General features: G+C 42.1%; 40 protein-coding genes. 2 read left to right on the top strand and 38 right to left on the bottom strand.

The annotated features are described in order from the left end of the window. Nucleotides 1-135: 135 nt before the first annotated feature. The 3 genes from JMF81_RS10865 to JMF81_RS10855 form a co-directional block, all read right to left on the bottom strand. Entirely contained in the window at nt 136-1,464 is a 1,329-nt protein-coding gene (locus tag JMF81_RS10865; RefSeq protein ID WP_446681712.1) for a VapE domain-containing protein, read from the bottom strand. Continuing rightward, nucleotides 1,433-2,056: a CHC2 zinc finger domain-containing protein gene (locus tag JMF81_RS10860; protein ID WP_201311474.1), complete on the bottom strand. Its 624-nt coding sequence runs from the start codon at nt 2,054-2,056 to the stop codon at nt 1,433-1,435. Before JMF81_RS10860 ends, JMF81_RS10865 begins: the two co-directional genes overlap by 32 nt. Before the next feature lie 109 nt (nt 2,057-2,165). Then, nucleotides 2,166-2,414 carry a hypothetical protein gene (locus JMF81_RS10855; RefSeq protein WP_070087366.1) on the bottom strand — a complete coding sequence of 83 codons (249 nt, stop codon included), beginning with the start codon at nt 2,412-2,414 and terminating at the stop codon, nt 2,166-2,168. Between the two features lie 208 nt (nt 2,415-2,622). Here JMF81_RS10855 and JMF81_RS10850 point away from each other — a divergent pair, with 208 nt between their 5' ends. Both JMF81_RS10850 and JMF81_RS10845 read left to right on the top strand, forming a co-directional pair. Continuing rightward, on the top strand, nt 2,623-3,213 hold the full coding sequence (locus tag JMF81_RS10850) for a helix-turn-helix domain-containing protein (RefSeq protein WP_070087365.1): 591 nt from the start codon (nt 2,623-2,625) through the stop codon (nt 3,211-3,213). 29 nt (nt 3,214-3,242) lie between these two features. Further along, entirely contained in the window at nt 3,243-4,304 is a 1,062-nt protein-coding gene (locus tag JMF81_RS10845) for a tyrosine-type recombinase/integrase (RefSeq protein WP_201311473.1), read from the top strand. A gap of 185 nt (nt 4,305-4,489) precedes the next feature. Here the strand turns inward: JMF81_RS10845 and rpsI are convergent, their stop codons facing one another. The 35 genes from rpsI to rplB form a co-directional block, all read right to left on the bottom strand. Continuing rightward, on the bottom strand, nt 4,490-4,882 hold the full coding sequence (gene rpsI, locus JMF81_RS10840; protein WP_201311472.1) for a 30S ribosomal protein S9: 393 nt from the start codon (nt 4,880-4,882) through the stop codon (nt 4,490-4,492). A 19-nt stretch (nt 4,883-4,901) separates the two neighbouring features. Further along, nucleotides 4,902-5,336: a 50S ribosomal protein L13 gene (rplM, locus tag JMF81_RS10835; protein ID WP_201311471.1), complete on the bottom strand. Its 435-nt coding sequence runs from the start codon at nt 5,334-5,336 to the stop codon at nt 4,902-4,904. A 155-nt stretch (nt 5,337-5,491) separates the two neighbouring features. Beyond that, nucleotides 5,492-6,418 carry an AEC family transporter gene (locus JMF81_RS10830; RefSeq protein WP_201311470.1) on the bottom strand — a complete coding sequence of 309 codons (927 nt, stop codon included), beginning with the start codon at nt 6,416-6,418 and terminating at the stop codon, nt 5,492-5,494. 11 nt (nt 6,419-6,429) lie between these two features. Next, nucleotides 6,430-7,179, bottom strand: coding sequence for a tRNA pseudouridine(38-40) synthase TruA (truA, locus tag JMF81_RS10825; protein ID WP_201311469.1), 750 nt, complete (start codon nt 7,177-7,179; stop codon nt 6,430-6,432). Nucleotides 7,180-7,182: 3 nt separating this feature from the next. After that, nucleotides 7,183-7,995, bottom strand: coding sequence for an energy-coupling factor transporter transmembrane component T family protein (locus JMF81_RS10820; protein ID WP_201311468.1), 813 nt, complete (start codon nt 7,993-7,995; stop codon nt 7,183-7,185). Next, complete coding sequence (locus tag JMF81_RS10815) at nt 7,988-8,851, bottom strand: energy-coupling factor transporter ATPase (RefSeq protein WP_201311467.1); 864 nt, start codon at nt 8,849-8,851, stop codon at nt 7,988-7,990. Before JMF81_RS10815 ends, JMF81_RS10820 begins: the two co-directional genes overlap by 8 nt. Then, on the bottom strand, nt 8,836-9,684 hold the full coding sequence (locus JMF81_RS10810) for an energy-coupling factor transporter ATPase (protein ID WP_201311466.1): 849 nt from the start codon (nt 9,682-9,684) through the stop codon (nt 8,836-8,838). Before JMF81_RS10810 ends, JMF81_RS10815 begins: the two co-directional genes overlap by 16 nt. Beyond that, nucleotides 9,672-10,070: a pyridoxamine 5'-phosphate oxidase family protein gene (locus JMF81_RS10805; protein WP_201311465.1), complete on the bottom strand. Its 399-nt coding sequence runs from the start codon at nt 10,068-10,070 to the stop codon at nt 9,672-9,674. The genes JMF81_RS10810 and JMF81_RS10805 overlap by 13 nt, the downstream gene beginning before the upstream one ends. A gap of 189 nt (nt 10,071-10,259) precedes the next feature. Next, on the bottom strand, nt 10,260-10,796 hold the full coding sequence (locus JMF81_RS10800) for a bL17 family ribosomal protein (protein WP_201311464.1): 537 nt from the start codon (nt 10,794-10,796) through the stop codon (nt 10,260-10,262). A gap of 82 nt (nt 10,797-10,878) precedes the next feature. Continuing rightward, nucleotides 10,879-11,835 (bottom strand): DNA-directed RNA polymerase subunit alpha, encoded by a 957-nt coding sequence (locus tag JMF81_RS10795; protein WP_201311463.1) that lies wholly within the window; start codon nt 11,833-11,835, stop codon nt 10,879-10,881. 39 nt (nt 11,836-11,874) lie between these two features. Next, complete coding sequence (rpsD, locus tag JMF81_RS10790; RefSeq protein WP_201311462.1) at nt 11,875-12,468, bottom strand: 30S ribosomal protein S4; 594 nt, start codon at nt 12,466-12,468, stop codon at nt 11,875-11,877. A 19-nt stretch (nt 12,469-12,487) separates the two neighbouring features. Next, nucleotides 12,488-12,880 carry a 30S ribosomal protein S11 gene (gene rpsK, locus JMF81_RS10785; protein ID WP_075760136.1) on the bottom strand — a complete coding sequence of 131 codons (393 nt, stop codon included), beginning with the start codon at nt 12,878-12,880 and terminating at the stop codon, nt 12,488-12,490. A 112-nt stretch (nt 12,881-12,992) separates the two neighbouring features. Next, a complete protein-coding gene (rpsM, locus tag JMF81_RS10780) occupies nt 12,993-13,361 on the bottom strand; it encodes a 30S ribosomal protein S13 (RefSeq protein WP_201311461.1) in 369 nt (122 codons plus the stop codon). Nucleotides 13,362-13,624: 263 nt separating this feature from the next. Beyond that, entirely contained in the window at nt 13,625-13,738 is a 114-nt protein-coding gene (rpmJ, locus tag JMF81_RS10775) for a 50S ribosomal protein L36 (protein WP_009203726.1), read from the bottom strand. 82 nt (nt 13,739-13,820) lie between these two features. After that, the gene (gene infA, locus JMF81_RS10770) at nt 13,821-14,039 is read right to left on the bottom strand and encodes a translation initiation factor IF-1 (protein ID WP_201311460.1); all 219 of its coding nucleotides are present in this window, start codon (nt 14,037-14,039) and stop codon (nt 13,821-13,823) included. A 3-nt stretch (nt 14,040-14,042) separates the two neighbouring features. Beyond that, on the bottom strand, nt 14,043-14,807 hold the full coding sequence (gene map, locus JMF81_RS10765) for a type I methionyl aminopeptidase (RefSeq protein WP_201311459.1): 765 nt from the start codon (nt 14,805-14,807) through the stop codon (nt 14,043-14,045). Nucleotides 14,808-14,810: 3 nt separating this feature from the next. Then, on the bottom strand, nt 14,811-15,455 hold the full coding sequence (locus JMF81_RS10760) for an adenylate kinase (protein ID WP_201311458.1): 645 nt from the start codon (nt 15,453-15,455) through the stop codon (nt 14,811-14,813). 61 nt (nt 15,456-15,516) lie between these two features. Next, on the bottom strand, nt 15,517-16,833 hold the full coding sequence (secY, locus tag JMF81_RS10755) for a preprotein translocase subunit SecY (protein ID WP_201311457.1): 1,317 nt from the start codon (nt 16,831-16,833) through the stop codon (nt 15,517-15,519). A gap of 1 nt (nt 16,834) precedes the next feature. Further along, a complete protein-coding gene (rplO, locus tag JMF81_RS10750; protein WP_201311456.1) occupies nt 16,835-17,278 on the bottom strand; it encodes a 50S ribosomal protein L15 in 444 nt (147 codons plus the stop codon). Nucleotides 17,279-17,306: 28 nt separating this feature from the next. Beyond that, nucleotides 17,307-17,489, bottom strand: a complete 183-nt coding sequence (rpmD, locus tag JMF81_RS10745; RefSeq protein WP_201311455.1) for a 50S ribosomal protein L30 — start codon at nt 17,487-17,489, stop codon at nt 17,307-17,309. A 13-nt stretch (nt 17,490-17,502) separates the two neighbouring features. Then, nucleotides 17,503-18,012, bottom strand: coding sequence for a 30S ribosomal protein S5 (gene rpsE, locus JMF81_RS10740; protein ID WP_201311454.1), 510 nt, complete (start codon nt 18,010-18,012; stop codon nt 17,503-17,505). A 14-nt stretch (nt 18,013-18,026) separates the two neighbouring features. After that, on the bottom strand, nt 18,027-18,395 hold the full coding sequence (rplR, locus tag JMF81_RS10735; protein ID WP_201311453.1) for a 50S ribosomal protein L18: 369 nt from the start codon (nt 18,393-18,395) through the stop codon (nt 18,027-18,029). Between the two features lie 14 nt (nt 18,396-18,409). Further along, nucleotides 18,410-18,952: a 50S ribosomal protein L6 gene (rplF, locus tag JMF81_RS10730; protein ID WP_201311452.1), complete on the bottom strand. Its 543-nt coding sequence runs from the start codon at nt 18,950-18,952 to the stop codon at nt 18,410-18,412. A gap of 212 nt (nt 18,953-19,164) precedes the next feature. Then, nucleotides 19,165-19,566 carry a 30S ribosomal protein S8 gene (gene rpsH, locus JMF81_RS10725; protein ID WP_201311451.1) on the bottom strand — a complete coding sequence of 134 codons (402 nt, stop codon included), beginning with the start codon at nt 19,564-19,566 and terminating at the stop codon, nt 19,165-19,167. 24 nt (nt 19,567-19,590) lie between these two features. Further along, nucleotides 19,591-19,776 (bottom strand): type Z 30S ribosomal protein S14, encoded by a 186-nt coding sequence (locus JMF81_RS10720; protein WP_201311450.1) that lies wholly within the window; start codon nt 19,774-19,776, stop codon nt 19,591-19,593. Nucleotides 19,777-19,790: 14 nt separating this feature from the next. Continuing rightward, on the bottom strand, nt 19,791-20,330 hold the full coding sequence (gene rplE / locus JMF81_RS10715) for a 50S ribosomal protein L5 (protein ID WP_201311449.1): 540 nt from the start codon (nt 20,328-20,330) through the stop codon (nt 19,791-19,793). A gap of 22 nt (nt 20,331-20,352) precedes the next feature. Beyond that, on the bottom strand, nt 20,353-20,664 hold the full coding sequence (rplX, locus tag JMF81_RS10710) for a 50S ribosomal protein L24 (RefSeq protein WP_243282609.1): 312 nt from the start codon (nt 20,662-20,664) through the stop codon (nt 20,353-20,355). A 12-nt stretch (nt 20,665-20,676) separates the two neighbouring features. Beyond that, nucleotides 20,677-21,045: a 50S ribosomal protein L14 gene (gene rplN / locus JMF81_RS10705; protein ID WP_009264114.1), complete on the bottom strand. Its 369-nt coding sequence runs from the start codon at nt 21,043-21,045 to the stop codon at nt 20,677-20,679. A gap of 30 nt (nt 21,046-21,075) precedes the next feature. Beyond that, the gene (gene rpsQ, locus JMF81_RS10700) at nt 21,076-21,330 is read right to left on the bottom strand and encodes a 30S ribosomal protein S17 (RefSeq protein WP_201311448.1); all 255 of its coding nucleotides are present in this window, start codon (nt 21,328-21,330) and stop codon (nt 21,076-21,078) included. 24 nt (nt 21,331-21,354) lie between these two features. Beyond that, on the bottom strand, nt 21,355-21,558 hold the full coding sequence (gene rpmC, locus JMF81_RS10695; protein ID WP_075760120.1) for a 50S ribosomal protein L29: 204 nt from the start codon (nt 21,556-21,558) through the stop codon (nt 21,355-21,357). After that, on the bottom strand, nt 21,548-21,985 hold the full coding sequence (rplP, locus tag JMF81_RS10690; protein ID WP_201311447.1) for a 50S ribosomal protein L16: 438 nt from the start codon (nt 21,983-21,985) through the stop codon (nt 21,548-21,550). Before rplP ends, rpmC begins: the two co-directional genes overlap by 11 nt. After that, nucleotides 21,985-22,638, bottom strand: coding sequence for a 30S ribosomal protein S3 (rpsC, locus tag JMF81_RS10685; RefSeq protein ID WP_201311446.1), 654 nt, complete (start codon nt 22,636-22,638; stop codon nt 21,985-21,987). Before rpsC ends, rplP begins: the two co-directional genes overlap by 1 nt. 12 nt (nt 22,639-22,650) lie before the next feature. Continuing rightward, on the bottom strand, nt 22,651-23,040 hold the full coding sequence (rplV, locus tag JMF81_RS10680; RefSeq protein WP_201311445.1) for a 50S ribosomal protein L22: 390 nt from the start codon (nt 23,038-23,040) through the stop codon (nt 22,651-22,653). Nucleotides 23,041-23,070: 30 nt separating this feature from the next. Next, nucleotides 23,071-23,352, bottom strand: a complete 282-nt coding sequence (gene rpsS / locus JMF81_RS10675) for a 30S ribosomal protein S19 (protein ID WP_201311444.1) — start codon at nt 23,350-23,352, stop codon at nt 23,071-23,073. A gap of 16 nt (nt 23,353-23,368) precedes the next feature. After that, nucleotides 23,369-24,211, bottom strand: a complete 843-nt coding sequence (rplB, locus tag JMF81_RS10670; RefSeq protein ID WP_201311443.1) for a 50S ribosomal protein L2 — start codon at nt 24,209-24,211, stop codon at nt 23,369-23,371. Nucleotides 24,212-24,271: the final 60 nt, after the last annotated feature.

Genomic DNA, 24,271 nt, shown 5'->3' with positions numbered 1-24,271 from the left:
GGATGTTTCCTTTTCTCTGGTTTTTAACTTTCAAAGTTTTTTTCATCCTGTTTACAGGTTCTTGTTTACAGATTTCTCATTTTTGTGTAAACAAACTTTTGTAAACAAGGCTCAAAACATTTTAAAAGTTATCTTTTATTCAAAGGGCAGCTCTGTATTTTCATCTATATTTATAAAGCCGTCCCCGTCTTTTTTCGGATGGATCCGTTTCCAGGAACGCTGAGTTCCAAGGCTTCCCGGGAACCGGTGTGTCCCGTGTTTTTCCCATCCGATGATCTCATTATCCATCAGGTCGCCAATCTCTTTGGACTGCCATTTCGGCACCATCCCTTCATGGTGGAACACTTCCTGATAAATGATGGTAGAACATACATAGTCTTCCTCATAACGGTCCAGGAACGCCTGGATCATGCCCGTCTGGGTATCTTCCGGCATAAACTCTTTCTGGAGTGCTTTCACATAATCTTCCATATCCGGCGAGAATGTGAGGGAAAAATCTCCGCTGCGGTAGATCTCCATGGCTTCCGCCCATGCCTGCAGGATGTATTCCCTGGACTCTTTCTCATTACTGTAAATGGTCGTTTCTGCTTTTTCCGGGCATACTCTGACCGGTCCGAACCGGCGGTTACCTGTCCTGTCAAAGGGCAGGAATGCAAGATCATTGGAAGTTCCGCAGAATACACACTGCCGGTACCGGTCTTCTGCCCGTCTCTCATAAGGGATCCGATAGGTGTCCTTCTGTCTGCTCAGGAATGATTTTGTTTCCTCAATACTCCTGGCATTGGCCACCGCGTTCATTTCTGACATTTCCACGATCCAGTGTCCCTGCAGATACTCATAAACCCGCTTATCGTCTAAACGTTTCACATCATCGGTAAACCATTCATCCCGGATCGCCAGATATTTGAAAAATGTAGATTTCCCGGTTCCCTGTCCGCCCACCAGACAGAGCATGATATCATATTTCTTCCCCGGGTCATACAGACGGCTGATGGCCGCCAGCATATGCATTTTCATGATCTCACCGGAATACTCCGGATCAGACGCCCCGAAGAAATGGTTGAGCATGTTGTGAATCCTCGGCGTTCCGTCCCAGGTCAGGCTTTCCAGCAGATCAATAATGGGATGGAAGCTGTTATCGTTTGCCACAATATCCACCGCCTTGGCGATCACCCTGTCACTGGTCAATCCGTAATTCTTTTCCAGATAAAGGGACAGATTGTTCATATCCGTATCCGTCATCTGGACGCCCCGGCGTTTCCATGGAACCTTTTTCATAATATCGATCTGGCAGGTCATTTCATTTCTGCAAATTGCTCCCTGCAGATACGGATCATGCTCCAGCGCATATTTGCAGTTCTGGATCGACTGACGGATCTTGCCTTTCTCTGTCACGTCCAGGTTCTCCCGGATTTCTTCCTGAGTCAGCATTTCATTTTCTGCAATACGCTTTAATTTCCGCATGGACTCTTCGCTGATATCGTTCCACATGCTGCTCAATCTCCGCCACCTCCTTCCGCTTACAGATAAAGAATTCTGCAATTTCTTCTCCGCTTCCGGCCAGAAGAATATCCAGATAATCATTGATCTTCCTCTCGTTTTCCAACGCCTCCAGAAATTGTTCCTGCTCAAAGGCGTCCGGTTCCAATCCGTAGAACCGTTTCCAGAACCGGATCCATGACAGATAGTCGGTCAGGACTTTTACCGCATGCCGGTGCCAGTCTGTCATCTTCTCTTTGACAGAAACCGGATTCCTGTTTCTGTATTTTTTTCGTCTTTCCTGACACTTCTCTGCTGTCAACGGCAGCTGAAAATCTGCGATCAGTTTGCTGGCCGCTTCGTAAGGCGACAGACCAAACAGCCCTGCGGTCAACCCGATCACATCTCCTTTTGCTCCGCAGGCAAAACAGTAATAATTAGTATCAATTTTCATGCTGGGATGATGATCGTCATGAAACGGACAGCATGCCATCTGGTTCCTGCCGACCCGGATCCCGTACTGCTCCGCCGCCTGCCTTGCGGTAACGTATGATTTTACTTCCTGAAATATATTCACTTATAACCTCCTCTGCTGAAATTTTTCATTGTATCTCGCAGAGGTATTTGCTATACTTGAGTTGCTAGGTCAGAGTGTAGCAATACCTCTGGAGAATTTGCCCGTGCGATCATGCATGGGCTTTTTCTTTTGTCACATCCCGGAAGTATCCGGTTTCTTCCCAGACTTTACGGTCCGGGCAGTAATAACTGAATTCGCTGGCGTCCCCCACTTTCATCGCCACACCGAACTTGACGACACCCTGCTGGATGGCAAGCCTCACATAATGAGGATCTTTTCCCATTGCCCGGGCGATCTCTTTGATCGGAACATTTCTGCCTGTAAACGGCGGCAGCTCCACATACATTTTCTTTTCCATTATCTTCACCTCCTTCCGGATTCGATATCCGTATTTTTAGTGCACTTTTATTCTTGCTATTTCCTTTCTCTACACGCGAACCGCACTATTAGTTCGTATTTTATTATACGCATTAAAATTGCGTGCGTCAAGATATATTTCTAAAAATCCGCACTTGTAATTCGTATTTTAATATGATAAGATGGACGAAAGAGAGGTGAATTCAATCATGAAACATGATACGAAACAGATCGGACTGAGAATCCGGACTGCCCGAAAACAAAAAGGCATGAATCAGACGCAGCTGGCAGCCGCACTTGGCAAATCCCTCCGCACAATCCAGAAATACGAAAGCGGAGAGATTGAAGTATCGCTCGCCATGATCAACGAACTTGCCGGGGTACTGGACACCACTTCTACTTATCTGACCGGCTATGACACGCAGGAGAAGCCGCTGACCAATATGGCAGACGTCATGCAGTTTCTCTTCCAGCTGGATCAGATCCGGGAGCTCGGCTTCCGGATTGATGTGAAACGTCCGCCGGAACACGACCGCTGGGAGTGCTCCATTACCTTCAACGGCAAAGACCTGTCGTCCTCTGAAAATGCAGATATGTGTTTATTCCTGGAAGAATTCAGGGAAAACAGAGAGGAATATGCTGCATATGGCCATTCTGCCAGTTCCTATCAGGACTGGAAAGACAAGACACTGGCCTACTATGCAGCTGTCCCGTTATCCGAAACGGAAACGGAAGAACTGACAGAGGAAGAGCGCATCAGCCGCCGGAACGCCTTTTTAAAGGAGCAGTTCAGATCATAAGTCCTTCAAAGGAAAGGAGCAATGACTGAATGAAATTACCAAACGGCTACGGAAGTGTAGTGAAATTATCCGGAAAACGGAGAAAACCATATATGGTCCGCAAGACAACAGGATACCGGATCGATCCCGTAAAAGAAAAGAAGATTGCAGAATATATTATCATCGGCTATGCCCGGACAAAATCCGAAGGGCTGGAGATGCTGGCTGATTATAATCATAATCCTTATGATACGAAAGCCGCAAAAATGACTTTTTCCGAGGTGTACGAAGAATGGTCAAAGAAGAAATATCCGACCGTATCTGAAAGCAATGTAAAAGGATACACAGCCTCCTACAAGGCCTGTACCCTCCTTTACCACCGGGTTTTCAAAGACCTGAAACTGGCGGATCTTCAGCAGGTGATCGATACCTGCGGCAAAAATTATCCGACACTGAAGAAAGTAAAGATCCTGTTTAACCAGCTGTACGGATTTGCCCTGAAGAATGATATCTGCAACAAAGATTATTCCACCTACGTGGATATCGTGCAGTACAAAGACCGGAACCCGAACAAACACAGCAGGAACAAATTTCCCAGGGAAGAGATCGACAGGATCTGGACCATGCAGGATGATAAGTATTACCAGATTGTCCTCATGCTGCTCTATAACGGCACCCGGATTTCCGAATTCCTGTCCCTGAAAAAAGTAAATGTACACCTGGATGAGCAGTATTTTGATGTGATCGACAGCAAAACAGAAAACGGTATCCGGAAAGTGCCCATTGCCGACAAGCTGCTCCCGTTCTACCGGAACTGGTACAACTCCTGCCCGGAATGTGAATATCTTCTCCATACAGAAGACGGAAAACCGTTCAAGTACCGCAACTACTTTGACAGTTACTGGACACCCCTGATGGAGCAGATCGGTATCCAGCGGACACCGCACTGCACCCGCCACACCTGTATCTCCATGTTGTCCGAAGCCGGTGTGCAGGAAACGGTCATCAAGAAAATTGTGGGGCATTCCGGAGCCATGACACTGACTGAAAAGGTCTACACCCATCTGGATGTACGGATCCTGATTGACGCCATAAACAGGACTCTTGAGTAAAGATATTTTTGTTGCAAACGTGTTACAAACGCGCTGCTAATCCGGTGATTTTCACCCGGTTTTCCCCCATTCCACCGCGTTTCCAGGGCGAAAAGAAAAACCCCGGAAACGTGATGTTTCCAGGGTTTGCCTGCAATTTCAATAACTGTTCGGTTATCTCTTGGGTAATCCCGATTAACGCTTGCTTAACGTTTTGAGAACTGTGGTGCACGACGTGCTTTTCTGAGACCTGGTTTCTTTCTTTCTTTCATTCTTGGGTCTCTTGTTAAGAATCCAGCTTTCTTCAGTACTGGACGGAAATCTCCGTCTACCTGTAATAAAGCTCTGGAAATACCATGACGGATTGCTCCAGCCTGTCCTGTAAATCCACCACCGTGAACGTTTACTAATACATCATATTTATCAAGAGTATCTGTAGCAACCAATGGCTGACGTACAACTACTTTTAATGTCTCTAATCCTAAATATTCATCAATGTCTCTTTTATTGATTGTGATCTTACCAGTTCCAGGTACTAAATATACTCTGGCAACACTGCTTTTTCTTCTACCGGTTCCATAATATTTTGCTGTAGCCACTTCTTCGTCCTCCTTCTAATTAATACTTGATCTCTAATGCTTTTGGCTGCTGAGCCTGATTGTTGTGCTCTGGGCCTGCATATACGTGAAGCTTCTTAATCATCTTTCTTCCTAAAGGACCTTTTGGAAGCATACCCTTTACTGCAAGATAAATTACGTCTTCAGGTTTTTTTGCTAATTTTTCTCTTAATGTCTGCTCTTTCATTCCACCGACATAGTCAGAATGACGATAGTAAATCTTCTGGTCTAATTTTTTACCAGTTACTTTGATCTTGTCAGCATTGACAACGATCACATGATCACCTGTATCAATATGAGGTGTGTATGTTGGTTTGTTTTTTCCTCTTAAAATTTTAGCAATCTCTGATGTCAAACGTCCTAATGTATGTCCTGTAGCATCAACTACATACCATTCTCTTTTAATTGTTGATGGGCTGGCCATAAAACTTTTCATGGTGTTCCTCCTTAATATTATCAATCCTTGTGTCTATATTCAAATACTCCCACCGGGGCTTTGGGGTAGTATTTTCCCTCATGTCACAGTTTTATATTATATAACACAGAGTCGGGTGTGTCAATAGATTTTTTCCAGAATCCAGCGTCTTAAATTTAGATCAGACAGGTCACCGCCGGCAGCGTAATCAGTGACAGCAGCGTAGTGAGCACGATACCTCTGCTGCACAGGGAACTGTCCATTCCATAATCCACAGCCAGCATAACCGGCATACTTCCGTTTGGCATTCCATACATCAGAATCATAATACCTGCCAAAACAGGATCTACCTGAAACTTATGAATAATCAGTGCCGCAGCTGCCGGGATCACCAGCATTTTAAGAAAAGTAAATGGATACATTTTCCATTCTGAAAACACATCCTTCAGAGACATCTTCGCCAGTGAAACTCCTGTCATCATCATGGACAGAGGCACTGCTGCCCCTCCAAGATAATCCAGAAAATCAGCTGCCGTTTTCGGCACTTCCAGCTGCAGCGAAAAAATCATCAGTGAAACCAGGCATGCAAAAACCCCTGGATTGATCAGTTTTTTCCATTGAAAACGGACTTTTCCTGATGTTTTTTCCTTTTCAAAAAGATAAAATCCATAAGTATAAAACAATATGTTAAATACCAGCGTGTACATTCCCACATAAAATACAGCCGTCCTGCCATAGAGAGCTTCAATCAAAGGAATTCCCATAAATCCAAGATTAGAGAAAATCAGCATAACACTGTACATATTCCTTACATTCTTTTTAACTCTTAAAATTCTGACAAACAGCGGACTGATTACAATCAGTGAAGCAAACAAAATAACCGCCAGCAGTATATTCATTAAAACAGAAGTCCACGAATACGCCCCCTCCGATGAAGTAATTCCGGTAACGATCAGCGCAGGATTAAAGATATTGACAATCAGTCTTGAAATCTGAGAAGCTCCCTCGTCACTGATCCACCGTCGTTTATACCCCAGGGTTCCCAGAAGCATAAATCCAAATAATACCAATAATTTCTGAAAAATAATCCAACTATTTCCCATCTCTGTTTTCTTTATTCCTCAAAATTTTCATACTGTATCCCGATCAAAGTAAGTCCTTTGGCCGGAAGCTTCGGTCCCACGGCAACTCTTTCTTCTGATTCCAGAATTTCTTTTACCCATTCCGGTTCCTTTTTCCCTCTTCCGACTTCCAGCAAAGTTCCCGCCATCAGCCGTACCATATTATAGAGGAAACCGCTTCCGGTTACCCGCATCGTAATGTATCTTCCCTGCTGTATAATGTCACAGGAGTAAATTTCTCGGACATAAGAAGTCACCTGGGCACGGCTGCTGCACATGCTGATAAAACAATGTTCTCCGAGAAAATAGCGGGCTGCTTCTTTCATCTTTTCCACATCCAGCGGAACGTATACAAAATGATGGTATCTGCGGGTAATGGGATTATCATACGGCGCATTATAAAATTTGTATTCATATGTTTTCCTCGTATCCTGAAATCTTGGGTGAAAATCCGGCGGCACTTCTCTGGAAGACTGAATGATAATATCTTCCGGAAGTCTGGCATTCAGAGCCTGAGCCATTCTCTCCCCTGGTATCCTGCTTTCTGTGTCAAAAACTGCAACATTTCCAAGCGCATGCACACCGGAATCTGTTCTGCTGGCTCCGATTACCTTAATTTCCTCTCCCAGAAGCTGGGTCAGATTATCATTTAATACCTTTTCAATCGTAATATCTTTGGGCTGAATCTGCCAGCCGCAGTAATTTGTTCCGTCATATGCTACTTCCAACTTAATTCGTTTCATTTTCTATCTCCATGGACTGTAAAAACTCAAATAAATCATCCAGATCGTAAATATGATCAGCACAGCATAAGCAGCCAGATCTCTTTTTCCATAAACCAGAGGCCTTAATTTGGTTCTTCCCTCACCGCCATGGTAACACCTTGACTCCATTGCCATGGCAAGATCATTGGCTCTGCGTACGGCCGCAATAAACAACGGCACAACGATTGGCACCATGCTCCTGACCCTCTTTAAAAGTCCTCCGGATTCAAAATCAATTCCTCTTGCCGTCTGAGCTTTCATGATCTTATCCAGTTCTTCTGTCAGAACAGGAATAAACCGAAGGGCAATGGACATGATCATTGCCATAACATGAACGGGTACTTTTATTTTGTTTAAAAATCCCAGGGATTTTTCAAGACCGTCCGTCAGCTGATTTGGCGTGGTGGTAAATGTTAACAGAGATGTTCCCAGCACCAGCATGATCAGCCTGGTTCCCAGATAAAAGGCAGTCTCAAGTCCTTCATCCGTAATCTGGATCCATCCGATATCAATGACCACTTTTCCCTCTTCAATAAACAGCATGTTGATCAGTACTGAAAAGATCAAGATCACCGCGATTGCACGGAGCCCTTTTATAATGTAGGAAACCGGTACTTTTGAAATCGCAATGACAGTGATCAGAAAAATAAGGGACATCACATAATTCACGGGTGATTTATGCAGAAATAAAGTAATTACATACACAAGTGTCCCAAATAATTTCACTCTCGGATCCAGCCGGTGAAGCAGTGAATCTGCCCTGTAGTATTGTCCTATTGTAATATCTCTAAGCATTGTTTCGCTTCTTTCTTAAAATATCCATAATTGCGTCTTTGGTTTCTTCCAGAGTCAGTACATCTTCCCGTATCATAAAGCCCCGTTCTCTCAGATCTCCTGCCAGAGACCGGTAAAACGGAACAGATAAACCAACTTCTTTGAGTTCTTTTTCATGAGAAAATACTTCCCTTTTATCGCCGTCATATAAAATCTTTCCATGACTCATAACAACCACCCGGTCTGCGCAGGCTGCCACATCCTCCATGCTGTGAGACACAAGGATGATCGCAATTCCTTTCTTCTCATGAAGCTCTTTTAAAAGATTCAGTATCTGATCTCTTCCGGCCGGATCCAGCCCTGCCGTCGGCTCATCCAGCACAAAATATTCCGGCTCCATTGCCAGAATTCCTGCAATGGCAGCTCTTCTTCTTTGCCCTCCTGATAATTCAAACGGAGATTTATGAAAAATGCTCTCTTCAATTCCTACATCCAGAAGTGCTCTTCGGGATATCTCTTCAGCCTCCTGTCTCGTTTTTCCAAAATTCATTGGTCCGAAGCATACGTCATCCAGAACTGTCACTTCGAACAGCTGATATTCCGGATACTGAAAGCAGACTCCGACTTTTCCCCGCAGCTCCCGAAGCGGAAATCCGGTTTCAAAAATATCCCGTTCATTATAGAATACTTTCCCACCAGATGGTTTCAGCAGACCGTTCAGATGCTGAATCAATGTTGATTTTCCAGATCCTGTATGCCCGACAATTCCAACAAATTCGCCTTTCTTTATTTCCAGCTTGATATTTTTCAAGGCATAACTTTTTTCTTTTGTATTTTCATCATATTTATAACTGACATTTTCTAAACGAATCGACATAATTCTTCCACCAGCTCTTCCTTTGTTATGATCTGATCTTTCAATGGAATCCCTTCTTTTCGTAATTCATAGGCCAGCTCTGCCGCAGGCGGAACTTCCAGCCCGATCTTTTTGAGCTTTTCCACCTGTGAAAAGATTTCCTTTGGGGTTCCATCCGCTGCTATTTTCCCTTCCTGCATTACGATCACTCTGTCTGCCAGAAGAACTTCTTCCATATGGTGAGTGACCATAAGAATCGTAATATTCTTTTCCTGATTCAGCTCTTTTACCAGTGACAAAACATGCTGCCGTCCCTGAGGATCAAGCATCGCCGTTGGCTCATCCAGAATGATACATTCCGGTTCCATTGCCATAATCCCTGCAATCGCGATCCGCTGTTTCTGGCCCCCGGACAGGCGGTTGGGACTTGCTTCCTTATAGGCAGTCATTCCTACATCTTCCAGAGCTTTGGTCACTCTCCTCCAGATATCTTCTGTCGGCCGCCCCATATTTTCCGGTCCAAATGCCACATCCTCATCTACAACTGCCCCCACAATCTGATTGTCAGGATTCTGAAATACGATGCCGGCGCTCTGGCGGATCTGCAGGATTTCTTCCTGATTCCTCGTATCCATCCCTTTCACATAGACAGCTCCTTCCGTCGGCAGGAGCAGTCCGTTGATATGCTTCGCAAGAGATGATTTGCCAGAACCGTTTCTTCCAAGAATTGCGATAAACTCTCCTTTTTCCACTGAAAAACTCACATCATCAATGGCCCGGATTTCCTGGTTTTTTTCTGAATCATCATAGGTCATATATTTATGAATCAAATTTTTTATATTTAAAATCGGCATAAAATTCTCCTTAACTCATTGGGTTCTATTATAGCAAGAAGAAGTTTTTGAAGCAAGTCAACGATCTGCAGAAGCTGCACCGTCTTTTTGTGAATTTTTTCTTCAAAAATCCTGTCAATCCAGTATTTCTGATCTTTCAGCTTTTCTATTTTACCATTCAGGCGCACAGTCTGATATTTCTCATTCATTCCGACAATGGCAGCTTCTTTCTTATCTATCAGCTGATGATAAAAATCTTTTCCCCGGGAAGTACAAAAATATAACGCTCTATCCTCTGCCAGCATTACATCAATGATTCTTACCTGGGGTCTTCCGTTTTGATCTACTGTTGCAAAGGCTGCATCCTTAATTTCCCTTAACATTTCCAGACATTTTTCTGCTGTCATACTTCCTCCCTTGTTGTAATATTAATAGTTACAACTATTTTGTAGCATATTCGGGAAAAAACGTCAATACAAAAAGAGTATCCCAGATTCTGGAATACTCTCATGTGTTGTCGATTTGGAATTTTCAATTTACTTTCACACCGGCTTTTGCACTGTCTCTGCGACTTGTACCTGCCAAGTGTTCAATGCCTATACTAACTCAAGTAATACTTCTAAAGCTCCGTCACCTTTACGCTGAGCGATTTTAACGATTCTTGTGTATCCACCGTTGCGTTCAGCATATTTTGGTGCGTACTCATCAAATAATTTCTGTGTTAAGTCTACTTTCTTTGTGTTTGCTTTCTTACCAGCTGCATCTGCAGGAACTTCCGTTACAGGATATAATACCTTCAGCATCTGTCTTCTTGCATGGAGACGAGAAGGCATATCTTTTTTGATTTCCTTCTGAACTGTCTCGTATACTGTAACTTTCTTTCCGTCTACAACTTCTTTTACACGTTTTCCGTTTTCATCTTTCTTTGCAACTTTTGCGTCAACTGTTACAGTCTCAAAGTTGTCTTTTTCTCTTACAGCCAGAGCGATCAGCTTTTCAGCAACCTTGCGGATCTCTTTTGCTTTTGCTTCTGTTGTAATGATCTTTCCATGATGAAGCAGGTTTGTAACTTCTGCACGGATTAATGCTTTTCTCTGAGAAGAAGTTCTTCCCAATTTTCTATATTTTGCCATTTTAAATTTGACCTCCTGTGATTTTTCGCCTTGCCTACTTCTTCCTTCAGCCTAGGCGGGTCTCCTTCCTGTTATCTTGTTATTATTCGTCTCCTGAACTTAAGGATAATCCCAGTTCATTCAGTTTTGCCAGAACTTCTTCTAAAGATTTACGTCCAAGGTTGCGGACTTTCATCATATCTTCAGAAGTCTTATTTGTCAGTTCTTCTACTGTATTGATTCCTGCTCTCTTCAGGCAGTTGTAAGAACGAACAGATAATTCCAGCTCGTCAATGCTCATCTCAAGAACTTTTTCTTTTTCATCGTCTTCTTTTTCTACCATGACTTCTGCTGTCTTGGCATTCTCAGAAAGATCTACGAATAAGTTCAAATGTTCGCATAATACTTTTGCTGCTAAACTAACAGATTCATCTGGTGTCAGTGTTCCATTTGTAAAGACATCCAGTGTCAGTTTGTCATAATCTGTGATCTGTCCGACACGGGTGTTCTCTACCTTCAGATTCACACGCTCTACCGGTGTATAGATGGCGTCTACCGCAATCTCATCGATAGCTTTGCCTTCTTTATCCGCTTTGTCTGCGCCTACATATCCACGGCCTTTTGTGATCGTCATTTCCATATCCAGTTTGCTGCTCTCATCGCTCAATGTCGCAATGACCTGATCTGGATTCAGAATCTCGATGTCACTGTCTGCCTTGATATCTCCCGCAGTCACAACACCTCTTCCAGTAAATTCAATGTAAGCCTGTTTTGCTTCATTGGATGAACTGTTGTTTTTGATTGCCAGTGATTTGATGTTCATGATGATCTCAGGCACATCTTCCTTTACTCCCGGAATTGAGCTGAATTCATGAAGAACACCTTTGATCTTTACGGAACTTACTGCTGCGCCCGGAAGGGAAGACAGCATAATACGTCTCAGGGAATTGCCCAGAGTTGTACCGTATCCTCTCTCCAGCGGTTCCACAACAAAACGTCCAAAACGATTATCTTCTGAAATCTCACTAATCTCAATATTTGGTTTTTCAAATTCAAACATATTGGCCCTCCTTCTGGCTTAGGATCTAATTGAGGGTTATTATTTAGAATATAACTCGACGATCAATGTTTCATTAACTGGTACGTCAATTTCATCTCTTGTCGGAAGTTCTTTTACAGTTCCTGTAAAGTTCTCATGATCAGCCTCTAACCAAGCCGGAACCATTCTTCCATCTGTGATTTCTAAGATTTCTTTATATCTTGGAGAGTTTCTATGTTTTTCTTTGATTTCGATCACATCTCCGACTTTAACCTGATAAGACGGGATATTTACCTGTTTTCCGTTTACTAATACATGCTTATGTCCAACGATCTGTCTGCACTCTTTTCTTGTTCTTCCATATCCAAGGCGGAACAGTACATTATCCAGACGAAGTTCCAGAAGCATCATCAGGTTCGCACCAGCCTGACCTTTCATTCTTTCAGCTTTTGTATAGTAGTTTCTGAAAGGTTTTTCCAGTACGCCGTAGATAAACTTAGCTTTCTGTTTTTCTGTCAGCTGAAGGGCATATCCGCTCTTCTTTCTGTTTGATCTTGTTAATGATCTATTTGATTTTTTATCAATTCCTAAAAAGACTGGATCTAAACCTAAGGATCTGCATCTCTTTAAGACTGGAGTTCTATCAATTGCCATCTTTTCATATCCTCCTAAATTAAACTCTTCTGCGTTTTGGTGGGCGACATCCGTTATGTGGAACAGGAGTTACGTCGCGGATGCTTGTAACTTCAAGTCCAGCTGCTGATAATGCACGAATTGCTGCTTCTCTTCCTGATCCAGGACCTTTCACCATAACGTCTACTGTTTTCAGACCATGCACTAATGCTGCTTTTGTAGCTGTCTCAGCTGCCATCTGAGCTGCATATGGTGTAGATTTTTTGGATCCTCTGAATCCTAATCCACCGGCGCTTGCCCAAGAAAGAGCATTTCCCTGTGCATCTGTTAATGTAACGATTGTATTATTAAAAGATGACTGAATATGTGCCTGTCCGTGCTGTACATTCTTTTTCACACGTTTTTTTGCACTTTTCTTTGTAACTTTAGCCATAATTACATATACCTTTCTTTCTTCATTTCAATTTCCACAAAGTTTCAGGCAATAAGAAATATCTTATGCTGCAATGCCCATGCATCCGGGCGTATCATGCTGCAGCCGCCTGCTATTTCTTCTTGTTTGCTACTGTCTTCTTCGGACCTTTACGTGTTCTTGCGTTAGTCTTAGTCTTCTGTCCGCGGCAAGGAAGTCCCTGTCTGTGACGTTTTCCTCTATAGCATCCAATTTCTTTTAATCTCTTAATGTTAAGAGCGATTTCTCTTCTTAAATCACCTTCTACAACCTGTGTTTCGTTGATTACTGCGCTCAGTCTTTTTACTTCGTCGTCAGTCAGATCACGAACACGAGTATCAGGATCTACATTTGCCTCTGCCAAAATACGTTTAGAGCTGGACAGACCAATTCCATAAATGTAAGTAAGACCAATCTCTACACGCTTCTCTCTTGGTAAATCAACACCTGAAATACGAGCCATGTTTTCTTTTCCTCCAAAAATAATTCTTTAAGTTGTTTTATTAAGTTCGATCCATATATCCGCGTACGGTGAAATGACATATATGTCTCTCCCTTAATCCTATTTCTATCTATAAATAATCAGTATGAGCAGTACCCACCTCATACTGCAGCCGCTAAAATAGTATTGTGGACAGTTCCCCTGTTCCACAAAAATCTATATATTGTATTCAATATATAGACGCACAAAGGCAAGGACCCTTTGCTTTTTTCAAAAACCGCAAATTATCCCTGTCTCTGTTTGTGCTTTGGATTCTCACAGATTACTCTGACAGAACCTTTTCTTTTAATAACCTTGCATTTTTCGCAAATTGGTTTTACTGATGCTCTAACCTTCACTTGAATTCTCCTTTCAAAAAACCTTTCAAAAAACGTTCGGATACAATTATATCATCATGTTTTCTATTTTTCAAGAGTTTTTTTATTTGTCTCTCCAGATAATTCTTCCCTTGGATAAATCATACGGAGATAATGCCAGTGTTACCTTATCTCCCGGAAGGATCTTGATATAATTCATACGAAGTTTTCCGCTGATGTGGGCAAGAATGACATGTCCGCCTTCAATCTCAACTTTAAACATTGCATTCGGAAGTTTTTCCAATACAACTCCTTCTACTTCAATTGCTTCTGATTTTGACATTTCCTAATCCTCCTTATCAGATAATGTTAATATTTCATATCCATCTTCTGTGATCGCAATTGTATTCTCATAGTGAGCAGCCAGACTTCCGTCTGCTGTTACCACCGTCCAGTCATCGTCCAGCCATTCAACCTCAAAGGTGCCTTCATTTACCATCGGCTCAATGGCAAGCGTCATTCCCGGACGCAGCTTCATTCCTTTCCGTTTTTCCTTAAAATTAGGAATCTGCGGATCTTCATGAAGATGTGTTCCGATTCCATGACCGACCAGATCTCTTACAATAGAAAAGCCATTGCTCTCCACATGATTCTGTATCGCTTCTGAGATATCAAAAAGATGATTCCCAGGCTGTGCCAGCTTGATGCCTTCAAAAAAACTTTCCCTTGTAACCCGGATCAGCCTGGCTGCCTCGTCAGATATCTTTCCAACTCCATAGGTTCTTGCCGCATCGGAATGATATCCTTCATAAATCAAGCCCGCGTCCAGACTTACGATGTCGCCTTCCTGCAGAATGCGGTTCTTTTTCGGTATGCCGTGAACAACCTCATCGTTTACAGATACACAAATGGATGCCGGATATCCGTTATAGTTTAAAAAATTCGGGATGCATCCGTAAGCACGGATCGCCTTTTCCCCAAACTGATCGATTTCCAAAGTGGAAATCCCTGGCCGAATGATCTCGGCCAGCTGATTATGAACATCTTCCAGTCTCTTGCCCGCTTCGCGCATCAACTGGATTTCGTGCTTTGATTTAATAGTTACCGCCATATCTTATGCTCCCAAAATGGATTTAATTTCCTTAAATACTACATCAATGTCCTGTGTTCCGTCCACCTCATATAAAGAGCCTGCTTTCTTGTAGTGATCGATCAACGGAGCTGTCTGATCATGATAAACTTCCAGACGTTTTTTTACAGTCTCTTCTTTATCGTCATCACGAAGGACTAATTCTCCGCCGCATACATCACAGCAGCCTTCTTTTTTCGGAGGATTGTATTCGACATGGAAAATCGCACCGCATTCTTTGCAGGAACGGCGTCCTGCCATTCGCCTGATGATATTCTCATCCGGAACTTCCACATCAATTGCGTATTCAATTGCTTCTCCATCTTTTGCAAGTGCCTGATCAAGGGCATCTGCCTGAGGAATCGTCCTTGGGAATCCATCTAAAATGAATCCCTTTTCGCAGTCATCTTTGTGAATTCGGTCAACTACCAGATCACATACCAGTTCATCCGGAACCAGCAGCCCCTGATCCATATATTCCTGTGCTTTCTTTCCTAACTCTGTCCCTTCTTTGATGTTGGCACGGAAAATATCTCCGGTAGAAATATGAGGGATCCCATATTCCTCTGCGATCTGTTTTGCCTGTGTTCCTTTTCCGGCTCCCGGTGCTCCCAACATAATAATTTTCATGTGACAAATCCTCCTTTCAATCACAAATAAGCTGTAGTGAAACTACAGCTTATCTTAACACTTACTCGCTTAAAAAACCAGAATAATTCTGTACCAACAATTGTGATTTTATTTGTTTGATGGTTTCTAGAATAACTCCTACAACGATGATGATGGATGTTCCTCCAAACGAAACGCTGGCACCAAACACACCATTAAAGAAGAATGGCACCACTGCAACAATTGTCAGTCCTGCAGCCCCAATAAAAATAATATATTTTAATATCTTATTCAAGTAATCAACGGTAGGTTTTCCTGGTCGGATTCCTGGAATAAAGCCTCCTTGTTTTTTCATATTATTGGATATTTCCAGAGGATTAAAAGTAATCGACGTATAGAAATATGCAAACATCACTACCAGAACAATATAGATCAAAAGACCCAGCGTCCTTTTTGGATGAGAGGCATCAAACCAGGTAGATGAATTTAAACTTGTTAATACCTTTCCAAAGAATCCGTTATTCTCATAACTGAACAGATTCTGCAGCATAATCGGAAACTGCATAATGGAGGAGGCAAAAATGATCGGCATGACTCCTGCGGTATTAACTTTCAGAGGAATGTAGCTGGACTGTCCTCCCACCAGCCTTCTTCCCTGTATCTTTTTCGAATACTGAACCGGAATATGTCTCTCTCCGTCAGACAAGATGACTACGAAGATAACCATTGCCAGGACGACTGCTACGATCACGACCCCCGCGAGTACTGCAGGCCCGATCTTTTTCCCTGAAATAAACTGCGTATACAGGGAATAAAAATCACTTGGCATTCCGGAAACAATATTGACAAGCAGGATAATGGAAATACCATTTCCAATTCCGCTTTCTGTAATCCTTTCACCCAGCCACATGACAAGCACGGCTCCTGCCGTCAGAGCAACTGTCATGATGACGAGGGTGAAATTCGTATAATCTAAGCCTAAGGCTCCTCTGTTCGCCAGCCCGATTGACAGGCCGCCGCCTTCGATCACTGCAAGGACGAGAGTCACATATCTTGTAATCTTTGCCATCCTTTTTCTTCCATCTTCGCCGTCCTTCTGCATTTCCTCCAGAGCAGGAATTACAATGGTCATCAGCTGCATGATGATGGATGCTGTGATATAAGGCGTTACACTTAACGCAAAAATAGACATTTGTGTAAAAGATCCGCCGGTAAAGGAGTTCAGAAGACTGATAGAATCTCCCAGTACCATCTGCAGATAAAGACTAATCTGCGCGCTGTCAATCTCAGGTATCGGCAGCTGTGATCCAAAGCGCACAACAATTAATATCAGTATCGTAAATATCAGTTTATTTCTTAATTGCTTGTTTTTGAAAGCGCTGACTACAGCGTTTGCCATATTAGATCACCTCTGCTTTTCCGCCCAGTGCTTCGATTTTTTCTTTTGCACTTGCGCTGAACGCGTTTGCCTGTACATTCAGCTTTTTGGTTAACTCTCCATTTCCTAAGATTTTTACACCATCTCTTGGATTCTTAACGATTCCTGCTTCGATCAGGGATGCAACTGTTACGTCAGCTCCATCTTCGAATCTTTCTAATGCAGACAGGTTGATTCCAACGATTTCTTTAGAGTTTCTGCATTTGAAACCTCTCTTTGGAATACGTCTGTAAAGCGGCATCTGTCCACCTTCGAATCCTGGTCTTACTCCACCGCCTGAACGAGCTTTCTGTCCTTTATGTCCTTTACCTGCAGTTTTTCCATTTCCTGAACCATGTCCACGTCCTCTTCTGAACGCATCGCTGTGTTTAGATCCTTCTGCAGGGCGTAAGTTTGATAATTCCATTCCTAAATACACCTCCTTGCCGGATATACTAGATTTCTTCTACTTTAACTAAATGTTTTACCTGGTGAATCATTCCGCGTGTTGCTGCGTTATCCGGAAGTTCAACAGTCTTGTTCAGCTTTTTCAGTCCTAAAGCTTCTACTGTTTTTCTGTGCTTCGGAATCGCACCAATCGTTGATTTCACTAATGTAATTTTTAATTTATCTGCCATTTTCGATTTCCTCCTATCCTAAGAGCTCTTCTACTGACTTACCACGCAGTTTTGCTACTTCTTCCGGAGTTTTTAAGTTCTTTAATCCTTCGATGGTTGCCAGAACAACGTTCTGTTTGTTGTTGGAACCTAAAGATTTTGAACGGATATTTGTATATCCTGCAAGCTCCAGTACAAGACGAGAAGGACCTCCGGCGATGATTCCAGTACCTTCTGGAGATGTCTTTAATAATACGGATGCTCCGCCGAAACGACCTGTAAAGTCGTGTGGTATACTTCCTTTTTCGTCAATTGGTACTTCTACCAGGCTCTTCATAGCTGCTTCTTTTCCTTTGCGGATTGCTTCCGGAATTTCAGCTGCTTTACCTAATCCCGCACCAACATGACCGTTTTTATCTCCTACAACAACCAGTGCTGCGAATCTCATGTTGCGGCCACCTTTTACGACTTTTGTAACTCGTTTGATGGCTACGACTGCATCTTCCAGCTCAAACTGGCTAGGATCAATAAGTGTATGCTTCATTTGACTTCCTCCTATTAGAATTTCAGACCAGCTTCACGAGCTGCATCTGCTAATGCTTCAATTTTACCATGATAAATGAATCCGCCTCTATCAAAGACAACTTCTGTAATGCCTTTTGCAAGAGCTCTTTCAGCAATTACTTTACCTACATAGCTTGCAGCAGCAACATCGTTTGTTTTGCTGAGTTCTGCCTTTACATCTTTCTGAGTAGTTGAAGCAGATACTAATGTATTTCCAACAGTGTCGTCAATAATCTGAGCGTACATATGATCATTACTTCTAAATACACTTAAGCGAGGTCTTTCGCTTGTTCCATTGATTCTGTTGCGAAGCTTATAATGCTTTTTCGCACGAATCTTGCTTCTTGATTCTTTTCTAATCATCCTATATCACTCCTTTATTTAGCCCCGGTTTTTCCTACTTTACGTCTGATCACTTCATCAGCATACTTAATACCTTTTCCTTTGTAAGGTTCAGGTTTTCTAAGTTCTCTGATTTCAGCTGCATACTGTCCAACTTTTTCTTTGTCGATACCTTTTACGATAATGACATTCTGACCTTCCATAACAGTCTCGATGCCTTCCGGATCAGTCATAACAACCGGATGAGAGAAACCAAGGTTGAAAGTGATTTCTTTTCCTTTTTTCTGCGCTCTGTAACCAACACCGTTAATTTCCAGTTTCTTTTCGTATCCTTCAGATACACCTGTAATCATGTTGGCAATTAATGATCTTGTAAGACCATGTAAAGATTTCATTTTCTTTAAATCATTTGGTCTTGTTACGACAACCTGATTATCTTCTACTTTGATTGTCATTTCAACTGGTAAACATTTCTCTAATGTTCCCTTCGGACCTTTGACAGTCACTTTATTTCCTTCTTCAATCTTTACCTCTACTCCTGCAGGGATATCGATTGGCAATCTACCTATACGAGACATAGGTTACCTCCTTAAATTGTCGGAAAGGGACGCTCCCTTTCTGTTTTCAGAATGGTCTGAGTACTGCATTTTACATGCTTTCACTAAGCGGCGGTATCATCCCTCAACTAAACTCATCCTGCGCCTTCGGCTTGGATTCGTTAAGGTTCGGGATGGGCTTTCACACTAACCTCGAACTTCGTTTCCACTCGTTCCCGCCAAGTGCTCAATGCCTACCATACAAATGCTAATACTTCTCCACCCACGTTTTCTTTTCTTGCTTCTTTGTCTGTTAACAGTCCTTTGTTTGTTGAGATGATCGCGATTCCAAGTCCGCCTAATACTCTAGGAAGCTCTTCTGCTCCTGCGTATACACGAAGACCTGGTTTAGAGATTCTCTTAAGTCCTGTGATGATTTTTTCATTTTTATCAGCACCATATTTTAATGTGATTACGATTGTGCTGAATGAACCTTCTTCCTTGATGTCATAAGCTTTAATGAAACCTTCTTTTAATAAGATTTCTGCAATCGCTGTCTTCATCTTAGAAGCAGGAATTTCTACTGTATCATGTTTCGCAGTATTTGCGTTACGGATTCTTGTAAGCATATCTGCAATTGGATCGCTCATTGTCATTTTTGTGTTCCTCCTTCCTTCTTCTTACCAGCTTGCCTTCTTGACACCTGGAATTTGTCCTTTATATGCTAATTCACGGAAGCAAACCCTGCAAATTCCGTATTTTCTTAAATAAGCATGTGGACGTCCACAGATTCTACAACGGCTATATTCTCTTGTAGAGAATTTTGCTTTTCTTTTTTGTTTTGCAACCATTGACTTTCTAGCCATGGGAACCCTCCTAACTATTTCTTAAACGGCATACCAAATAAGGTTAATAATTCACGAGCTTCTTCATCAGTATTGGCAGTTGTAACGAAGATAATGTCCATACCTCTTACTTTATCTACCTTATCATATTCGATTTCAGGGAAGATTAACTGCTCTTTGATACCTAATGCATAGTTTCCTCGTCCATCAAAAGAATTCTGGCTGACTCCTCTGAAGTCACGTACACGAGGCAGTGCAAGATTGATCAGACGATCTGCAAATTCATACATTCTCTCACCGCGTAATGTAACCTTGCATCCGATTGGCATACCTTCTCTCAGTTTGAAGTTCGCAACAGATTTCTTCGCTCTTGTTACGACAGCTTTCTGTCCAGAGATGATCTCAAGATCAGTGATCGCTGTATCCAGTGCTTTTTTATTTTCTTTTGCTTCACCAACGCCCATGTTGATTACGATTTTCTCAAGCTTTGGTACCTGCATAATATTTTTATATCCGAATTTTTTTGTCATAGCATCTACGATTTCGTTGCTATACTGTTCATGTAATCTACTCACCTGCGTAAACCTCCTCTCTTAATTAGTCAATCACTTCGCCTGTTGCACGTGCAACACGAACTTTTTTGCCATCAACTACTTTGTAGCCAATCTTGGTTGTTTTTCCATTATGCACATACATTACATTGGAAACATCCATTGGTCCTTCCTGGCTTACGATTCCGCCCTGCTGGTTTGCAGCGCTAGGTTTAGTATGCTTTGTGATCATGTTGGCTCCCTCTACGGTAACCTTACCATTCTTCTGATCAACAGCAATTACTTTGCCTTCTTTGTCTTTATCTTTACCAGCGATGATCTTTACTAAATCGCCTTTTTTAATTTTAATTGCTGACACAGTGTTTCCTCCTTATAATACTTCTGGTGCTAATGAAACAATCTTCATGAATTTCTTGTCTCTAAGCTCTCTTGCCACTGGTCCAAAGATACGAGTTCCTCTTGGATTCATATCATCTTTAATAATTACAGCAGCATTCTCGTCAAATTTGATATAAGAACCGTCTTTACGACGAGCGCCTTTCTTTGTACGAACGACAACTGCTCTGACTACGTCACCTTTTTTTACAACGCCGCCTGGTGTTGCATCTTTAACCGTAGCGACAATCACATCACCAATGTTAGCATATCTTCTGGTAGATCCTCCTAACACACGGATGCAAAGGATTTCTTTTGCTCCTGTGTTGTCGGCTACTCTAAGTCTTGACTCCTGCTGAATCATGCCTTTCTTCTCCTTTCCAACCAAGCAAAATTATTTTGCTTTCTCGATAATTTCTACAAGTCTCCATCTCTTGTCTTTGGACAGAGGTCTTGTTTCCATAACCTTTACTCTATCTCCGATGTTACATTCGTTATTCTCATCATGAGCTTTTAATTTATAAGTTCTCTTAACGATCTTCTTATATAAAGGATGCTTCACGTTGTCTTCGATTGCGACTACGATTGTCTTATCCATTTTATCACTAATAACTCTCCCTACACGGGTTTTTCTTAAATTTCTTTCCACAACAAACTCCTCCTTTCGAATTTACTAAGCATTTGCTTTCGCTGTAATCGCACCCTGAATACGTGCGATATTTCTTCTTACTTCTTTGATTCTGCTTGTATTCTCAAGCTGATTTGTTGCATTCTGGAATCTCAGATTGAATAATTCCTTTTTCGCAGCTACTAGCTCATTATTTAATTCGTCCAATGACTTATTATTTAACTCTTTTACAAAATCCTTAGTTTTCACTGTTGTCACCGCCTTCTAAAGCTTCACGAGAAACAATTTTACACTTTACAGGTAGTTTGTGAACAGCAAGACGCAGCGCTTCTCTTGCAACTTCTTCGCTTACGCCAGCAATCTCAAACATAACTCTTCCTGGTTTTACAACTGCTACCCAATACTCCAAGTTACCTTTACCTTTACCCATTCGAGTTTCAGCAGGCTGTGCTGTCACCGGCTTATCTGGGAAAATCTTAATCCAAACTTTACCACCACGTTTGATGTAACGAGTCATAGCAACACGGGCTGCCTCGATCTGGTTTGCTGTGATCCATGCCGGCTCTGTTGCCACGATACCGAACTCACCGTAAGTGATTTTATTACCGCGCATCGCTTTTCCGCGCATGCTTCCGCGGAACTGTTTACGACGTTTTACTCTCTTTGGCATTAACATTATTTATTTCCCCCTTCCGCATTTTTTGTAGGAAGTACTTCACCATGGTAGATCCATGTTTTAACACCGATTTTTCCATAGGTTGTGTCTGCTTCAGCAAATCCGTAATCGATATCTGCACGGAGTGTCTGAAGAGGAATGGTTCCTTCACTGTAAAATTCTGTACGAGCCATATCTGCTCCGCCTAAACGTCCGGATACAGCTGTCTTGATTCCTAATGCACCAGCTCTCATTGTGCGCTGCATGCAGGATTTCATTGCACGACGGAAAGAAATACGATTTTCCAGCTGCTGTGCAATGTTCTCAGCAACCAGCTGAGCGTCTTTGTCCGGTCTCTTTACTTCTTTTACATCGATCAGAAGCTTCTTGTCTGTCATCTTCTGAAGCTGTCTCTTCAATTCTTCAATAGAAGATCCGCCTTTACCGATAACAACTCCCGGTTTTGCTGTATATACGATTAATTTAACTCTGTCAGATGCTCTTTCAATTTCAATTTTTGAAATTCCGGCATTGTATAATCTTTTCTTTACATATTTTCTGATTTTGTCGTCTTCTACAAGATTGTCTGCAAAATCATCTTCTGCGTACCATCTAGAATCCCAATCTTTAATAATTCCGACTCTCAGACCATGAGGATTTACTTTCTGTCCCATGTTTGCCTCCTTCTATCTTTCATCCAGCACCAGTGTAATGTGGCTCATTCTGTGTTCGATTCTATAAGCTCTTCCCTGCGCTCTAGGTTTTACTCTCTTCATTGTAGGTCCTTTATTTGCATAGCACTCTGCAATATAAAGATTTTCTGGGTCCATTCCGTTATTGTTTTCTGCGTTAGCGATTGCAGATTTTAATAACTTTTCAATTAATGTTGAAGCATATCTTGGGTTGTAAAGTAAAATTCCAAGCGCTGTCTCTACATCTTTTCCTCTGATTGCATCCAGCACGAAGGCTGCTTTTGTTGTAGACACTCTAGCATTTCTTAATGTAGCTTTCGGTCTTGTATCTTTCTTTGCATTTCTCTCTTTTTTATACTGAGATCTGCTGTATTTCTTTGCCATTGAAATGAAACCTCCTTCCAAATATTATTTCTATCTCATTCCGGATTTTTTCTCAGCTTTTGTATGTCCGCGGAAAGTTCTTGTTGCAACGAACTCTCCAAGTTTGTGTCCTACCATATCTTCTGTGATATATACCGGCACATGTTTTCTTCCATCATGAACAGCGATTGTGTGTCCTACGAATGATGGGAAGATTGTGGAACGACGAGACCATGTTTTGATTACACTCTTGTCTCCTGATTCGTTCATAGCATCTACTTTTTTAAGTAAGCTCTTATCTGCAAATGGTCCTTTTTTAAGTGAACGAGCCATAAGTTACCTCCTTGTACTATTTAACGTTTTTACCATCTCTTCTTCTTACGATCATCTTGTTAGACTGCTTGTTTTTTTTGCGGGTCTTGAGTCCTAATGCAGGTTTTCCCCAAGGTGTGCATGGTCCCGGTCTACCAATACCAGTCTTACCTTCTCCACCACCATGTGGATGGTCATTCGGGTTCATAACAGAACCGCGGACTGTCGGGCGGAATCCCATGTGACGTTTACGTCCCGCTTTACCAATATTTACAAGGTCATGCTCGATGTTTCCAACCTGTCCGATGGTTGCACGGCATACAACAGGTACCATTCTCATTTCACCAGATGGAAGACGAAGGGTTGCATATTTTCCTTCTTTTGCCATCAGCTGTGCTGAGTTTCCTGCAGAACGAACTAACTGTCCGCCTTTTCCAGGATGCATTTCAATGTTGTGAATTTCAGTACCAACCGGAATGTTTGCCAGTGGAAGGCAGTTTCCAATTTTAATTTCCGCTTCCGGACCGTTCATAACAGTTGTTCCAACTGCTAATTTGTTCGGAGCGATGATATATCTTTTTTCACCATCTGCATATGTTAATAATGCGATGTTTGCTGTTCTGTTTGGATCATATTCGATCGCTGTTACCTTTGCAGGAACACCGTCTTTTGTTCTCTTAAAGTCAATGATTCTGTATTTTCTTCTAGATCCGCCGCCGCGATGTCTTACTGTGATTTTACCCTGGTTGTTGCGGCCTGCATTCTTCTTTAAGGATTTTACCAGAGATTTTTCTGGTGTAGATTTTGTGATCACATCAAAATCTAATCCTGTCATATGTCTTCTAGAAGGTGTATATGGGTTATATGTCTTGATTCCCATGTCGATCTCCTTTCAAATCTAATTTATTATCACGCTTGTGTTGCGTATAGTTTACTGCCT

It is taken from the genome of Anaerostipes butyraticus, from assembly GCF_016586355.1.
In the GTDB taxonomy this organism is placed as follows: domain Bacteria; phylum Bacillota; class Clostridia; order Lachnospirales; family Lachnospiraceae; genus Anaerostipes; species Anaerostipes butyraticus.
This window is presented reverse-complemented; position numbering and strand designations above follow the sequence as displayed.

Coding starts and splice junctions, on each gene's coding strand:
- JMF81_RS10865 (WP_446681712.1), bottom strand. CDS start 1,464: ATGCGGAAATTAAAGCGTATTGCAGAAAATGAAATGCTGACTCAGGAA.
- JMF81_RS10855 (WP_070087366.1), bottom strand. CDS start 2,414: ATGGAAAAGAAAATGTATGTGGAGCTGCCGCCGTTTACAGGCAGAAAT.
- JMF81_RS10850 (WP_070087365.1), top strand. CDS start 2,623: ATGAAACATGATACGAAACAGATCGGACTGAGAATCCGGACTGCCCGA.
- JMF81_RS10845 (WP_201311473.1), top strand. CDS start 3,243: ATGAAATTACCAAACGGCTACGGAAGTGTAGTGAAATTATCCGGAAAA.
- rplM (WP_201311471.1), bottom strand. CDS start 5,336: ATGAAAAGTTTTATGGCCAGCCCATCAACAATTAAAAGAGAATGGTAT.
- JMF81_RS10830 (WP_201311470.1), bottom strand. CDS start 6,418: ATGGGAAATAGTTGGATTATTTTTCAGAAATTATTGGTATTATTTGGA.
- truA (WP_201311469.1), bottom strand. CDS start 7,179: ATGAAACGAATTAAGTTGGAAGTAGCATATGACGGAACAAATTACTGC.
- JMF81_RS10820 (WP_201311468.1), bottom strand. CDS start 7,995: ATGCTTAGAGATATTACAATAGGACAATACTACAGGGCAGATTCACTG.
- JMF81_RS10815 (WP_201311467.1), bottom strand. CDS start 8,851: ATGTCGATTCGTTTAGAAAATGTCAGTTATAAATATGATGAAAATACA.
- JMF81_RS10810 (WP_201311466.1), bottom strand. CDS start 9,684: ATGCCGATTTTAAATATAAAAAATTTGATTCATAAATATATGACCTAT.
- JMF81_RS10805 (WP_201311465.1), bottom strand. CDS start 10,070: ATGACAGCAGAAAAATGTCTGGAAATGTTAAGGGAAATTAAGGATGCA.
- JMF81_RS10800 (WP_201311464.1), bottom strand. CDS start 10,796: ATGGCAAAATATAGAAAATTGGGAAGAACTTCTTCTCAGAGAAAAGCA.
- JMF81_RS10795 (WP_201311463.1), bottom strand. CDS start 11,835: ATGTTTGAATTTGAAAAACCAAATATTGAGATTAGTGAGATTTCAGAA.
- rpsD (WP_201311462.1), bottom strand. CDS start 12,468: ATGGCAATTGATAGAACTCCAGTCTTAAAGAGATGCAGATCCTTAGGT.
- rpsK (WP_075760136.1), bottom strand. CDS start 12,880: ATGGCTAAAGTTACAAAGAAAAGTGCAAAAAAACGTGTGAAAAAGAAT.
- rpsM (WP_201311461.1), bottom strand. CDS start 13,361: ATGGCTCGTATTTCAGGTGTTGATTTACCAAGAGAGAAGCGTGTAGAG.
- infA (WP_201311460.1), bottom strand. CDS start 14,039: ATGTCAAAATCAGAAGCAATTGAAGTAGAAGGAGTTGTATTGGAAAAA.
- map (WP_201311459.1), bottom strand. CDS start 14,807: ATGGCGGTAACTATTAAATCAAAGCACGAAATCCAGTTGATGCGCGAA.
- JMF81_RS10760 (WP_201311458.1), bottom strand. CDS start 15,455: ATGAAAATTATTATGTTGGGAGCACCGGGAGCCGGAAAAGGAACACAG.
- secY (WP_201311457.1), bottom strand. CDS start 16,833: ATGGCAAACGCTGTAGTCAGCGCTTTCAAAAACAAGCAATTAAGAAAT.
- rplO (WP_201311456.1), bottom strand. CDS start 17,278: ATGGAATTATCAAACTTACGCCCTGCAGAAGGATCTAAACACAGCGAT.
- rpmD (WP_201311455.1), bottom strand. CDS start 17,489: ATGGCAGATAAATTAAAAATTACATTAGTGAAATCAACGATTGGTGCG.
- rpsE (WP_201311454.1), bottom strand. CDS start 18,012: ATGAAGCATACACTTATTGATCCTAGCCAGTTTGAGCTGGAAGATGCA.
- rplR (WP_201311453.1), bottom strand. CDS start 18,395: ATGATTAGAAAAGAATCAAGAAGCAAGATTCGTGCGAAAAAGCATTAT.
- rplF (WP_201311452.1), bottom strand. CDS start 18,952: ATGTCTCGTATAGGTAGATTGCCAATCGATATCCCTGCAGGAGTAGAG.
- rpsH (WP_201311451.1), bottom strand. CDS start 19,566: ATGACAATGAGCGATCCAATTGCAGATATGCTTACAAGAATCCGTAAC.
- JMF81_RS10720 (WP_201311450.1), bottom strand. CDS start 19,776: ATGGCTAGAAAGTCAATGGTTGCAAAACAAAAAAGAAAAGCAAAATTC.
- rplN (WP_009264114.1), bottom strand. CDS start 21,045: ATGATTCAGCAGGAGTCAAGACTTAGAGTAGCCGACAACACAGGAGCA.
- rplP (WP_201311447.1), bottom strand. CDS start 21,985: ATGTTAATGCCAAAGAGAGTAAAACGTCGTAAACAGTTCCGCGGAAGC.
- rpsC (WP_201311446.1), bottom strand. CDS start 22,638: ATGGGACAGAAAGTAAATCCTCATGGTCTGAGAGTCGGAATTATTAAA.
- rplV (WP_201311445.1), bottom strand. CDS start 23,040: ATGGCAAAGAAATACAGCAGATCTCAGTATAAAAAAGAGAGAAATGCA.
- rpsS (WP_201311444.1), bottom strand. CDS start 23,352: ATGGCTCGTTCACTTAAAAAAGGACCATTTGCAGATAAGAGCTTACTT.
- rplB (WP_201311443.1), bottom strand. CDS start 24,211: ATGGGAATCAAGACATATAACCCATATACACCTTCTAGAAGACATATG.